This is a genomic window from Pseudoalteromonas sp. Ld20, assembly GCF_045064175.1.
GTDB classification, from domain to species: Bacteria; Pseudomonadota; Gammaproteobacteria; order Enterobacterales; family Alteromonadaceae; genus Pseudoalteromonas; species Pseudoalteromonas neustonica.
Map to the genome: position 1 here is coordinate 139221 of NZ_JBISHB010000026.1, position 13415 is coordinate 152635.

Below are 13415 nucleotides of genomic sequence, written 5' to 3' on the forward strand. Positions count from 1 at the left end.
TCCTAAATGTTGTTCATTAAATAAACGCCTAAACGGCCGTTTAATGAATATGATTGATGTTGATATTTAAATGATTTTTTACTCGCAAGCGTCGCATTATTAATCGCGATCAAATAGTGCTTTTTAGCTATTTCTAACTCAACAAGTACCATCTCACCCTGCTGTGAGTGCTTTAAGTTTGTCACTCTGCTTTGGGCCATTAAGGTATATTCTTTACTGGGGTTATATTCACCATGCGGTTCAAGTACTGAAATAAACTGATGTTGCTTAGTACCTGATACGCGGCGGATAAAACCGTGCTCATTGCGTAAGTTGAAGTTAGGATCAGTCGCACCAATCTGAGTGAATAAGAAGGATTCATCACCATTAACAAGTGATGTTGATGTGTAAAAGCGGCCATTGTCGTTCAGCCATGATACCTTTGCTAATCCTTGCTTAGGTGTTGATCCTGCTTTTAACCAAAGATGCTGATAACCATTTTTGTCACCCAGCGCCGATAACTGTTTAGTATTGGCTTTGAGCTTAAAGTTGGTATCAATAAGCTGTCCTTTATAATGAAGCGGTAAATCAAGTTGATGCGCTTTATCTGCCACTACACTAAATAAATCTAGAGCGACTGTACTGTTCAACTCTTTTAGATTCACTAGGGCTAATGTGCGTTCAAGCTCAACACCTTTATAAGCGGTGCTAATTTCACCACTTGATACTGTGCCGTATTTTGACGTTTCAAAAAAGTTAAGTGTTGGCGCATTTTTATTGCCTACTTCTACGTCACCATTGAAGTGGCTCGTTTCATCAACCACCACGGTATTGTGAGCAACCGTTTGTTTAGCGTAACTATTATTTTCTGGCAAGTACCGGCCACCAAACTTAGCTTCCACATTTAAAAACCGCGCGGCACCGTAGTCAGAGACAATCTCTTCACCTTTATCATAAAACTGCCATGTTAATTTATCGAAATGGCCATGCCCTAAACCTTGTGCTGCAGGCTTAAATAACAGTGTTTGGTCGCCATCAAGTTGGCTACGCATAATAACTAATGCGCCTTCTTTACCATCACTGCCGTCACCAAATGCCACTGATTTAAACGTGTAAGGTGTTGCTAAACCTTTATCAAGCGCCTGTGCTACTTTTAGGCCATCACCTGATAGAATGATTTGCCCTTGCTGCTTTGCAATATCTAAGTAGCCAGTATCATTAGTCAGGCTGTAGGCAACCGTAACACCATGTACAAGCTCAATGGTATCAATGCCTTTACTCTTGATAGCATCATTGATAGGAAAAAATAAGCCGTTGTAGCTCAATTGAATGGTAGTATCTATTGCTTTTAACAACACGCCATCACGGTGCTCAGCAATTTTTCGTTGTGGCTCATTGTGTGCAATCGCTTGTGCAAAAGTAACAAAGGGCAATAAGGCAAAACGTTGGTAATAAGGCCCTTCGTTATAGTAACCTTGTGGAGAGAACAGCATATCTAGCTGCTTTAAAAACCCTCCTTTACCTGACTTATCTAGGTCATATAACGCTTTTTCAACCCATTCGGGTTCGTTCATAACGTAACCCGCCATGCCTACGCCAGCAGTTGCCCACGTACCATGGTTGTGCACTTTATTGAATGTTGTTGGTTGCCCTTGCGATAAGAATAAGGCAACAGGACGAAGTAACTGTTGCTCAATAATATTAGTTTGCTGATCTGTCAGCGCATCATGAACCAAATCGTATGCTTGGATAGTATAAACTAACCACATTGCCTCATTTAGGCTTTGCCAAAACAATTTCCCTGGGTTTTGTGATTTCACTTTACGTTTCGGGTGTACATCTAAGCTAGGATAAAGTGTTGCGTACTCAAGTAACATATCGCGAACATAATTTGCGTATTTTTGTTGTTGGCTAAGCTGATAAATAATCCCAGCACGATACATTAATTGATAATTCTTTTTATGGCGCTCATGAGTGTAACCACCGCCACCATCTTTAGGCACGGGCACCACAATTGGAAATGCAATTTCTTTATCAACCTGCGCCTTTAAACTGTGATAGCGTTCACTAAAGTAGCCTTGACTATCAAGTGCGCCACGCATTTTGACAACATCGCTTTGCGTGATCACTAAATTAGGATGCGCAGCCAACGAACTAAATGAAGCGACAGCAAGCACAACTGACATAGCACCCGCTTTTAATTTTGTTTGTAAGCTCGATAATGACATCAACAACACCCCACTAATTCTTAATTACTTTATTGTTTATTAATGTGGCCGTGTGCGGCCCTGCAACTCTAAGCTCAGTAACACTTGGCTGTTCAGTACTATCGAAGGTATTGTTAATGATCATCGTGTTTGGCTCACCCACTGTATGCTCAATAATAATAGGTGCTGATTTAACAAAGGTATTGTTATCTATATTCGTAACTTGCACACCATGGAGGTAAACACTCGCATTGCTTTTATTGCGTTTGCCAAGGCCTACATTTGTTAAGGTGTTACCTGTCATGCTCAAGTGGGGACCAAACGTGCTTTCATCAGTGCCACCACGATAAAGCTTAATTAAACTGCCATTGATATTGCTAAAGCGATTATCAACAAGCGTTACATAATCCGCGTTATAGATACCTAAATCTTCAATTTCACTGTCTAAGCGGAGGATATCGCCAGACACTTTATTAAATGTGTTATTCGTGAATGTTATTTCATCAGCAAGCGCACCTTTACCGGTTTTAAAAAAGTCAAAAGTATGGTTTATATCAAGGTCTGTTATCTGGCTATTCATCATCATTAAGCGATAATTATTAACCATGCCCCACTTTTTCGTCCTCACTACACTGTTGCCAGCGGAGTCTGGGCTGCTTTTGCCTGAAATAATTAATCCATCGAGCTTTAAGCTGCCACCATCATGAATTTCAAATAATGTTGAGCGCTCAAATGTCAGTGTTGTCTTGCCTTTTTTGTGTGCTTTAATAGTGAGTACTTTATCAATCGCAACAAGCTTAGATACATCGTATTGCCCGCCAGTCAGTTCTAACACATCGCCAGACTCAGCCGCTTCAATCGCGTTCAGTAATGCGTTTGCAGAGCCTTTAACTCTACGTGTTTTACCTGAGTCAAAAGCGATAATAGCGGGCACTTTTTCATACCAAGTAACACCCGTTTGGTCTTTAGCCAATACAGTTAAATTAGCTTTTGCACCTGCGTTAAACTTATTTGTGTTTGGCAGAAGTAACCCAGCTTTATTTCGCTTAAGTGATATGGCTTGTCGCTTTACACCGTACGCTACATCACTAAGCACCTCAGTATTGGTAAGATTACCAGTAAATTTAATGCCACTTACGTCGTCAAACGCGGTAAAAGGTTGCTGGTTATTTTCATTAATAATGAGGTTGTTTTTCATTACACTATTAATTGGCACTGCACTGCGCTCAGCATCACTGCCTGCCGCTAGCTGAATATGCCGCACGTTAACAAACGTATTGTTTTCTATTTGTGCGTTTTCTACTTGGTGATATCGATTAATCGATGAATTAGGCACGCCGTTCATCACAGTAAAGCCACTGCCAAAACGAAAGCCAGTTAATCCTTCAAGGTAATTATTACGGATTATTTGATCTTTATTGATAACCCGAATCCCACCGGTATGATCTACACCATTACCAAAAAAGATATTTTCTTCAATTAAGTTCCCATTACCATGGCGCATGGTCAATGTACCCCGGGCTTCAAAAAACACATTGTTACGGACAATGTTTTTACCTGATTTAATCGAAATAATTTCTACTTCACCATTCGTTTGCTCAAAATAGTTCTTCTCAACAAGCGTGAATGAGTCCGTCAAAGAGTAATGGCTTGTACCAATGCGCAACGTTTCCCCTCCGTTTGAACCAAACGTCGGGCGATAACCAAAGTAGTTATGGTCTATCTGATGGTAGTTTTCTTGGCTTTGTTTATTATTCAAACGTACAGCAACCGTTACGCCTTTATTGCGTTTACCCACTAAATGGTTATGATCAAAGCGATTATGTTGGCCATACAATGCAACCCAATAATCTGATTCTCGCTTATCGGGATTGTTATAGTTATCGATTACAACTTCTGAAACTCGTGAATGACGAGCTAGCTCATTTTTATTGCGGCGAAACTCAATAACTGCAGAAGTGGGGGTGAAGCCATTTTTAAATACCAAACCGCTGGCATGCAGATACTCCCCAGCAAGGCGAAGGTTAGACTGACCAGTTAAAAAAACCTTACCTTTGGTTTGTGCAGTCAACTGAATAGGGGATGTTTCTGTGCCTTGACCTTGAAACAAAATCTCAAAATCTGTCCACGTACCATTTTTTAAAATAACTGTATCGCCCGCTTTTAAATCTTGGGCAATATCAGTGTAAGCTTGCTTATTATCAACAAAGTAGTCTTTGGCTGTTGCTGCTGTTGAAATACAACCAAGGATAACTAGGCTAAATTTTATTATAGTTAGATTGATCAATCGCATAGTTAACTCGTTTGACTGGATTATACTGTTACCCGATTAAGATAACTCGCTTTCCCAGTGTTTATATGTGTGTGTAAAGGTGCTAAACATCTTGCCTAGCACCTAAAATTAACCAGAATTATTTATCTAGTGTTTTAAAGTAATCAAAAATTTCAGGTACGTTGCCTTGCCCCATGCCTGCATCAAACGCTGCTTGTAAATTAGCTGATGAACCTTCTGCAATTTTCGATTCAGTACCAAGGTCAGACACCATTTGCAGGAAGTAACCCAAGTCTTTATTAGCATTTGCGATTGAAAAACCCAAATCACTTACATTATCTACAGCGTAATTTTTGCAAAATTGCATAAACGGCGAGTTAGAAGGGCCCGTTGACATAATGTCAAACAATTGTTGACGATCAACACCTGCACGATCCGCCACTGCAAATGCTTGCGACATTGCACACACTGTTGTCATCCCCATAAAATTATTAATTAATTTTGTTGTGTGACCAGCACCAAGTTCACCTAAATGAAACACATTCTCGCCTTGCTCTGCTAACACAGGCTTCACTTTATTGAATGTTTCTAAATCACCTGCGGCCATAATATTCAACAACCCGTCTTTAGCGTGTGCTGGCGTACGGCCCAATGGCGCATCAATCATACCAACGCCTTTTTCAGCGAGATCTGCACCAATTTTCTTTGTTGATGATGGAATTGATGTACCAAAATCAATAAGGACTGAGCCGGCTTTAAAACCGGCAAGCAAACCATCTTCTGCGTATACGACTTTTTCAACAATTGTTGATGTTGTTAAACACAGCATGACAATGTCAGCTGCGGCTGCAAGCTCTTTTGCTGTGGCCACCGTTTTCGCGCCACGCTCAACACATTTAGCAACAGACTCTTTATTAAGGTCCATTACAACCAGCTCGTAGCCTTTATTTTGTAAGTTCTCGACCATATTGCCGCCCATAAGGCCTAGCCCAATGAAACCAATTGTTGGTTTAGACATGAATAACTCCTAAATTATTGAGCGTTTATTTCAACGCTATTTATCAGCTAAGTATCAGTGACACAGCTTCGCTTTATTGAACCTCTGGAGTTTCCCTAATAGTAGTAAAACTCTGAAAATTTGCTGAGAGGTAAAATACATCACTCGTAAAAACTTACCAATCAACGTATGAAAACAGTATTACCCAGCAAGCATATTGTCAACCAATTTGTATATCAATAATTTAAATAGGTAATAATAAAACTATAGTGTTTTCATAATTAAAAAAGCTACAAGTAAAAAAAGCGGAGAACAAAAACCAATAAAGTACTGATAAATATAAATAAAAGTAGCAAGCAAAACCAGGATCAATAGATAGGAGATAAAACCAAAGAATTGGTAATAACAAAATTACAAAGTGGTAAGGTGGTAAGTTCTTAAATCTCGATTGTGTTTGAACTTACCAAATACGTTCAGATCAACAAAAGAATCATGTATGAGCTTAAAGGTAAATTGTTAACCGAGAAATAAGGGATCGTGAAAGTAGGGATTAGCTTTAATAGATTGATACATTTTTTTACAGAAAGAGGTGAATTAATACAAAGAGTTAAATCGTATTGCCGTGGTTAAACCACGGCTTTTTTAAACGGATTACGGGTATCTTGGTTTTCATCCAAGTTACGCATCAAAATAGCATGTTCTAAGTTTATGCTTTCAGGTAATAGGATACTAACGATGTGGCCAGAGCCTTTGGCGTCAGTAATATTCTCACCTTTTTTGTTCTGCATCGCTTGCAGTGTAAAGTTAAAGTTACCCAGCGGGGTCATTAGCTCCAGTGAGTGGCCCACGCAAAACTTATTCTTCACATCAATCTGCACTAACCCGTGCTCATCTCGACCAAGCACTTCGCCAACAAACTGTTGTTTGTCTGACACTGAATGGCCGTATTCGTAGTTTTGGTAGTCTTGGTGAGCGTGGCGTTTTAAAAAGCCTTCGGTATACCCTCGATGTGCTAGACTCTCAAGTGTTTTAAATAGGTTGGCATCAAAGGGTTTACCTGCCACGGCATCATCAATGGCTTTGCGATAAACCTGTGCGGTACGCGCTACATAATAAAATGATTTAGTACGCCCTTCTATTTTTAAGCTGTGCACGCCCATTTTTGTTAACTGATCTACGTATTGTACGGCGCGTAAATCTTTTGAATTCATGATGTAAGTGCCGTGCTCGTCTTCAAACGCGGGCATATATTCACCAGGGCGGCCTTGCTCTTCAAGCATCACAATGTCGTCGCTCGGTGCGCCTTCGCCAAGTGTCGGGATCACATCTTTCGGATCAATTTTATGTACCATCTCACCGGTTTCGTTCTCAGTGCCGGGCTTTACGTCGTACTCCCAACGACATGCATTAGTGCAAGTACCTTGGTTAGGATCCCGCTTGTTTATGTAACCCGAGAGCAAGCAACGCCCTGAATACGCCATACATAGTGCGCCATGTACAAATACTTCGAGCTCTGTTTCTGGGCACAGTGTGCGAATTTCGCTGATTTCTTCAAGTGATAATTCGCGCGATAAAATAACGCGTTCTATGCCCTGCTTTGCCCAAAACTTAACGCTTGCGAAGTTTACCGCATTCGCTTGTACCGATAGATGAATGGGCATATCGGGCCACTTGTCACGAACTAGCATGATTAAACCAGGATCTGACATGATCAACGCATCCGGTTTCATAGCTATCACAGGTTCAATATCACGCAGGTAAGAGTTAACTTTAGCGTTGTGCGGCGCGATGTTTGATACCACATAAAACTTTTTACCTTGTGCGTGAGCTTCGTTAATGCCTATTTTAAGGGTATCGAGATCAAATTCATTATTTCGCACCCGTAAACTGTAACGAGGCTGCCCCGCATACACGGCATCTGCACCGTAGGCGAATGCGTAACGCATATTTTTTAAACTGCCTGCTGGCGATAGCAACTCAGGCACAAAAAGATCTGGGGTAGATGAATTAGGGGTAGAAATAGCTGACGGCATGCGCGCTCCATACATCGAACTGAGTGCAAATCAGTTGCATGAAAATTGAGATTAAATGAAGCGCGAGAGTGTATGGCGTTTAAGGTAGCTTTATGTTGATCAGAATCAATCAAACCCGTCTTATTCTTTTTTAAATTATCTCAGCTGCAATAGCAAGTGAGCCTTTACAGCTGAGATGTTAACCATACAGTGAGGTGTGCCAGTTAGTTAGAAAGTAAAACCTCAGGGGTCTCTAGTAAAAACTGCTTACCGTTGTCTAAACTAATTTCGATATAAAACACATGGCTGCTTTCAAATTCAGGCGCTGTATTTAGTGTAAAATTAAAGTACCTTTGCATCATAACGGGCAGTAACTCTTGCACTTTTGTAACTGTAACCGCTTCTTGACTATTCTCAATATTAAATTCAATGACACTAAACACATCGTTTAAACTGCTGCCAGCTGTTAAGTCAGCACTAAAGTCAGCGGACGAATAAACATTAAGCTTGGTTAATTTATTATTAGCCGGGATAACAACAGGCAAGGTTACGCAATTTTCAGCATACGTTTTGTTTTCATCGAATTCGTTACCGGCACTGTAAACATTGGTGCCTGAGGCTTCAAATGATACGTTGATTTTGTCGTAAGAAATTAAAGTGTTCGCTTGGTACTGGCCATTATTAACCGCTAATTCAATGTCATTTATATCAATTGCAATCGCTGTAGGCGGGCATTCTAATGCAGCCTCGTTGTCTGAACCACACGCTGTAATAAAGCTGGCTAACAGCGCAATCACTAATAACTTTTTCATTTTTATCATCTCCTTGGTGTAAGAAAAAAATCCTATAGAGCGACTAAACTTACAGTACATTTTTACCCCCAGCAACAACTCACCTTAAAATTAACAAAGCAACACAAAAGGTAACAATAATTAACAAAACGTCATCAAAATCAACCTAGAAAACTAAAATCATTTTCCTCCTATTCTTTGAAACGGTCTAATTGTCATTTTGCTCGTTTTTAATAATACTAGGCATTACCTCCTAAAGCGCGTATAATTCGTGCCCGTTAATATTCACACTTTTACTTAAAATTATTGGAGCATAAAGATGGCTTTAGAGCGTACTTTCTCAATCGTAAAACCTGATGCAGTTGCAAAAAACCACATTGGCGCTATCTACAACCGTTTCGAATCTGCTGGCCTTAAAATCGTTGCAGCTAAAATGGTTCACCTTTCACAAGAGAAAGCTGAAGGTTTCTACGCAGAGCACAGCGAGCGTCCTTTCTTTGGTGCTTTAGTATCTTTCATGACATCTGGTCCAGTAATGGTTACAGTTCTTGAAGGCGAAAACGCTGTTCTTAAAAATCGCGAAATCATGGGTGCTACTAACCCAGCTGAAGCACTAGCTGGCACTTTACGTGCAGACTACGCTGATAGCATCGACGAAAATGCTGTTCACGGTTCTGATGCTGTTGAATCTGCTGCTCGCGAAATCGCGTATTTCTTCGCTGACGAAGAGCTTTGCCCACGTACTCGTTAATTCGAGTTTCACAGCTAACCCTGTGATGCAAAGTATGAAAAGGGCTTTCGAGCCCTTTTTTAGTCATTATGTAAAGTATTAAACACTCTATTTATGATGTTTTACTTAATGATTAAAGTGTGTGAATTGTGTACAATTCGCCCTTGTAAATTTTTATCACCACCGTCACTGATTAAGGTTGTTTCATGACCACCGAGCAAAAAAAGATTAATTTATTAGATTTAAACCGAGAAGCAATGCGCGAACTATTTGCATCGTTCGGTGAAAAACCGTTTCGTAGTGACCAGGTGATGAAATGGATTTATCATTTTGGCGTTGATAACTTTGACGACATGAGCAACGTAAACAAAAAGCTAAAAGAAAAACTTAAAGCTGAATGCGAAATTGTTGCACCTGAGATCACTGTACGCCAGCAAGCCAGTGACGGCACGATTAAGTATGCGCTTATACTTGAAGGCGGCCAAGAAGTTGAAGCTGTTTGGATCCCTGAAAAAGAACGCGCAACTTTATGTGTATCTTCACAGGTAGGTTGTGCGCTTGAATGTACATTCTGCTCTACTGCACAACAAGGCTTTAACCGTAACTTAAAAGTATCTGAGATCATTGGCCAAGTTTGGCGCGTTGCTAAAGATATTGGCCTTGATGGTCATAGTGAAAAACGCCCTGTCACTAACGTCGTAATGATGGGTATGGGTGAGCCATTACTTAATCTTAAAAACGTTGTGCCAGCAATGGAATTAATGATGGACGATTGGGGCTTTGGTTTATCTAAGCGCCGCGTTACGTTAAGTACGTCTGGTGTTGTACCTGCACTTGATTTATTAAAAGAAAAAATCGACGTTGCATTGGCAATTTCTCTGCATGCGCCTGATAACGCGTTGCGTGATATTTTAGTGCCAATCAATAAAAAATACCCGATTGAAGAGTTTTTAGCTGCATGTCGTCGTTACATTGATGGATCTAAAGCTAATAAAGACGTAACCATTGAGTATGTAATGCTAAACGGTATTAATGACAGCACAGATCAGGCCCATGAGTTAGTTAAAACGCTAAAAGGCACCCCGTCTAAAGTGAACCTTATTCCGTTTAATCCATTCCCGGGTAACGAATATACACGCTCAAGTAATAGCCGTATTGATCGCTTTTCAAAAGTGTTACAAGCAGCGGGTATTACCTGTATTGTTCGTCGTACTCGTGGTGACGACATTGATGCAGCCTGCGGCCAATTAGTGGGTGATGTTGTTGACCGTACTAAACGTTTAGCGAAAAAGAAAATGCGTGACGATAATGCTATTTCGGTGAATATTCACCAAGCTTAACTTATCTAAAAAACCAAAAGCACCTGTGTTGAGTAAATAATTGATGCAACACGAGTGCTTTTAGGTAAGATAGGCACAATATATGGATAATAATAAAGAGATTAGGAAATGCGATCCTTACTTGCTTTAACTGTCAGCGTACTTGCTCTAACAGGCTGTGTGACTGAGAATAGTTATGATGGCAATGACAAACCCGTTGTCGAAAATAAAATCAACAATGTCGGTGCAGCACGCACGCGTATCGCTCTTGCTCTTCAATATTTAAATACTGGTAATAATTCACAAGCAAAGTATAACCTCGAGCGAGCCGCATCTTTCGCGCCAAACTTACCCGAAGTACACTATTCATTTGCTTATTACTACCAGCAAGTCGGTGAGAATATACTTGCTGATAAATCCTACCAAAAAGCACTTGAAATAAACCCTGATGATCCAAATACACGTAATAACTATGGTGTATTTTTGTGTGGCATTGATGAATATGACCGCGCCACAGAGCAATTACTTAAAGCAATTTCGATCCCGAGCTATATTCGGGTTGCTGAAAGTTATGAAAACTTAGCATTATGTGCAATAGAATTTGACGATTTTGATAATGCCGAGAAGTATTTCATATCAGCGATAAAACATAGTTCAATGCGTGCATCGTCACTCATTAGTTTAGCTGCTTTATATTATGCCAAAAGTGACTTACATAAAGCACAAGCACTCCTTGAACGTTATGAAAATTCAGGGCAAATATCGTCTCGATCGTTGTTTTTAAGTTATTTGATAGAACAACGTATGGGGCATATCGAAAAAGCTGAAACCACTGCCGCAACGATACTGCAAACCTACCCTACAACAAATGAAGCGGTGCTTATTCGTGAACAACGAATCAAACGCAGTGAATTTGAAATATTGCGCTTACAATATCGGCAAGCAAAATTAGACGAGTTAAAAGAAAATAGCCCAAGTGGCACTTTTAACTCAGCGCCAAAAATGCGCATTGTAAAAAAGAAAAAAGCGCCGCCAAAAACCACAGCGGCGCAGGCAATCAATAAGCCAACAAGTATTGACTCTGTAACAACGCAAAAAAATGACGTTGTACGAGCAAGTTCTAATGACTTAAATTCTGCTTTATTAACTGTGCCTGCAGAGCCCACAAAGGCCGAGCCTGTTACGGAAGTTGAGCTGAAGTCTACTGAAACAATTACCAAGCAACCGGTTAATATTAGCAGCCCTCCAGTTGATACAGGTGCTGTACTAGCAGCATTGGCGATTATAGAAACCAATGTAACCGAAGAGCAGCCTGCAATAGTGACGCCACCAACGCAGGTTGTTAAACAAGTACAAAAAAATAATGATGCCGCTGCTGTCATGTCTGCATTAGCCTTAACACCAGACAAAAATGAGACACCTGATACGCCAATAGAACACACAGCTACTTCTGTAATAATACCAGACGTGATTGTTGAGAAAGCACCTGAGCCAACATTAGCAGTGCCAACGGTGCATTTAGCCGCTAATCAACAAATAACACAGCCAGTAGTAAATAAAAATGTCCCTACTGTTGTAAGTGTCGATACCAAGCCTGTTACAAAAAAAGAAACGCCCCCTCAAGATGGCATTAAAATTGTTTCTTTTGGCGCACCCAGTACCAATAACAACACGAACAACAACTCAAGCCAAGCTGCACCAACCAACCAAGTTCAGTTTTCAAGTGAATTGAGTGAAGATGAAAAGGTGGTATTTTATCAACCGCAGCGTAATGAAGCTGTATTTGCAGGGCAAAATGAACGTTATAGCAATCAACCTGAAGTACGCTTCTCTGGCACTGAGCAATACAATCAAGCACCTATGCTCAACTCTCGCGTCCCTCAACTAACAACTCCTTACCATGTTCTACAAGATGGTGAAAACCTATTTAGCATTTCTGTACGATACAATGTTAAACTACAAAAGTTACTCCAATGGAATGGTCTAAGAGAATCTGATCGGGTGGCCAATGGGACTAATATTTACCTCAATGACCCCAATATTTATTACAAAATTAACACTGGTGATACCTTATACAGTATTGCCACTGAGCGTCGTTTATTAATTGATCAGTTAATGCGATGGAATAAATTAAGCCCGGATGTTGCACTTAAACCTGGGCATAGACTGTTACTAGTGGATCCTGAATCATACGCTTTATGAATGATGAAAATACTGAATCAACGCCGATCACTCTTGGTCAGACTTTAAAAAATGCCCGAGAGCAGGCCAATGTTAGCCGTGAAGAGCTAGCAAATAAATTAAAATTATCCGTATTGCAATTGCAGCACTTGGAAAACGACGACCATCTTCTTCTTGGCCCTGCAACCTTTACTAAAGGGTATGCAAAAAGCTACTGCCGTGAATTTAATTTAGATAAAACAGCAGTGATGAATTTGTTTCCTGAACAACCCGAAGTGCTTAAAAAAAGCAATATGCAAAGTTTTTCAAAACGCACAGAAAAAGAAGCAAACGATAGCCGTCTAATGCTGGTTAGCTATGCAATTTTAGCCATTGTTATTGGTTCTTCTGCACTTTGGTGGTGGCAAAATGCCACTCCCATCAAAGAGTCAGTGGTTACACCATTATTAAATAATACACTCGGTAGTGATGAAGAAAACCAAGTACCAAAAAACACAACTGAACTTAAAGAACGTGATATTACCAATGCTGATTTTACAGCCGATGACGCTAATGAGGACAGCGTTTTACCAGATGACGAAAAACGCACTAAAATAGAACAAATGAGGCTTTCGGCATCACAAGTATCGTTTCCAAGTAGCAAAGCGACGCAAACAGCGACAGCTGATAAAGAAAATGCTTTAAGCACAATTGTTATGCGCTTTAATCAAGAGAGTTGGGTAGAAATACACGACGGTGAAGGCGATAAAGTCGCCTTTGGTGTGAAAAAAGCAGGTTATGTGATGACGGTATCAGGAAAACCACCTTTTTCTGTCGTCTTGGGCAAACACCAAGTTATTGATATCACATTAGACGGTGATGCTATTGATATATCACATTTTCCACAAAACCGTTTAGCCAAATTTAATTTACCACTAGCAGAGTAGT

General features: G+C 40.2%; 9 protein-coding genes. 4 read left to right on the forward strand and 5 right to left on the reverse strand.

Going from position 1 to position 13415, the window contains the following annotated elements; translation table 11 throughout:
- Positions 1 to 2 precede the first annotated feature (2 nt).
- From ACJJVX_RS02785 to ACJJVX_RS02805, 5 genes are all read right to left on the reverse strand, one after another.
- Entirely contained in the window at positions 3 to 2165 is a 2163-nt protein-coding gene (locus ACJJVX_RS02785; RefSeq protein WP_405630311.1) for a heparinase II/III family protein, read from the reverse strand.
- A 55-nt stretch (positions 2166 to 2220) separates the two neighbouring features.
- Entirely contained in the window at positions 2221 to 4479 is a 2259-nt protein-coding gene (locus tag ACJJVX_RS02790; RefSeq protein ID WP_405630028.1) for a polysaccharide lyase 6 family protein, read from the reverse strand.
- A gap of 118 nt (positions 4480 to 4597) precedes the next feature.
- A complete protein-coding gene (locus ACJJVX_RS02795) occupies positions 4598 to 5476 on the reverse strand; it encodes an NAD(P)-dependent oxidoreductase (protein ID WP_054204086.1) in 879 nt (292 codons plus the stop codon).
- Between the two features lie 605 nt (positions 5477 to 6081).
- Positions 6082 to 7476: a tRNA 5-hydroxyuridine modification protein YegQ gene (gene yegQ, locus ACJJVX_RS02800; protein ID WP_054452681.1), complete on the reverse strand. Its 1395-nt coding sequence runs from the start codon at positions 7474 to 7476 to the stop codon at positions 6082 to 6084.
- 215 nt (positions 7477 to 7691) lie between these two features.
- Entirely contained in the window at positions 7692 to 8279 is a 588-nt protein-coding gene (locus tag ACJJVX_RS02805) for a hypothetical protein (protein WP_054204085.1), read from the reverse strand.
- 298 nt (positions 8280 to 8577) lie between these two features.
- Between ACJJVX_RS02805 and ndk the strand changes: the two genes are divergently transcribed.
- From ndk to ACJJVX_RS02825, 4 genes are all read left to right on the forward strand, one after another.
- Positions 8578 to 9009 carry a nucleoside-diphosphate kinase gene (ndk, locus tag ACJJVX_RS02810; protein ID WP_054204084.1) on the forward strand — a complete coding sequence of 144 codons (432 nt, stop codon included), beginning with the start codon at positions 8578 to 8580 and terminating at the stop codon, positions 9007 to 9009.
- A gap of 185 nt (positions 9010 to 9194) precedes the next feature.
- The gene (locus ACJJVX_RS02815) at positions 9195 to 10328 is read left to right on the forward strand and encodes a bifunctional tRNA (adenosine(37)-C2)-methyltransferase TrmG/ribosomal RNA large subunit methyltransferase RlmN (protein WP_054204083.1); all 1134 of its coding nucleotides are present in this window, start codon (positions 9195 to 9197) and stop codon (positions 10326 to 10328) included.
- A gap of 108 nt (positions 10329 to 10436) precedes the next feature.
- The gene (gene pilW, locus ACJJVX_RS02820) at positions 10437 to 12509 is read left to right on the forward strand and encodes a type IV pilus biogenesis/stability protein PilW (RefSeq protein ID WP_405630032.1); all 2073 of its coding nucleotides are present in this window, start codon (positions 10437 to 10439) and stop codon (positions 12507 to 12509) included.
- Positions 12506 to 13414: a RodZ domain-containing protein gene (locus ACJJVX_RS02825; RefSeq protein WP_064435515.1), complete on the forward strand. Its 909-nt coding sequence runs from the start codon at positions 12506 to 12508 to the stop codon at positions 13412 to 13414. Before pilW ends, ACJJVX_RS02825 begins: the two co-directional genes overlap by 4 nt.
- The last annotated feature ends 1 nt before the right edge of the window (position 13415 follow it).

What these genes read in the sequence shown, in the direction of transcription:
- ACJJVX_RS02790 (WP_405630028.1), bottom strand. Translation starts at nt 4,479, where the DNA reads ATGCGATTGATCAATCTAACTATAATAAAATTTAGCCTAGTTATCCTT.
- pilW (WP_405630032.1), top strand. Translation starts at nt 10,437, where the DNA reads ATGCGATCCTTACTTGCTTTAACTGTCAGCGTACTTGCTCTAACAGGC.
- ACJJVX_RS02815 (WP_054204083.1), top strand. Translation starts at nt 9,195, where the DNA reads ATGACCACCGAGCAAAAAAAGATTAATTTATTAGATTTAAACCGAGAA.
- ACJJVX_RS02805 (WP_054204085.1), bottom strand. Translation starts at nt 8,279, where the DNA reads ATGAAAAAGTTATTAGTGATTGCGCTGTTAGCCAGCTTTATTACAGCG.
- ACJJVX_RS02785 (WP_405630311.1), bottom strand. Translation starts at nt 2,165, where the DNA reads ATGTCAGTTGTGCTTGCTGTCGCTTCATTTAGTTCGTTGGCTGCGCAT.
- ACJJVX_RS02795 (WP_054204086.1), bottom strand. Translation starts at nt 5,476, where the DNA reads ATGTCTAAACCAACAATTGGTTTCATTGGGCTAGGCCTTATGGGCGGC.
- ACJJVX_RS02825 (WP_064435515.1), top strand. Translation starts at nt 12,506, where the DNA reads ATGAATGATGAAAATACTGAATCAACGCCGATCACTCTTGGTCAGACT.
- ndk (WP_054204084.1), top strand. Translation starts at nt 8,578, where the DNA reads ATGGCTTTAGAGCGTACTTTCTCAATCGTAAAACCTGATGCAGTTGCA.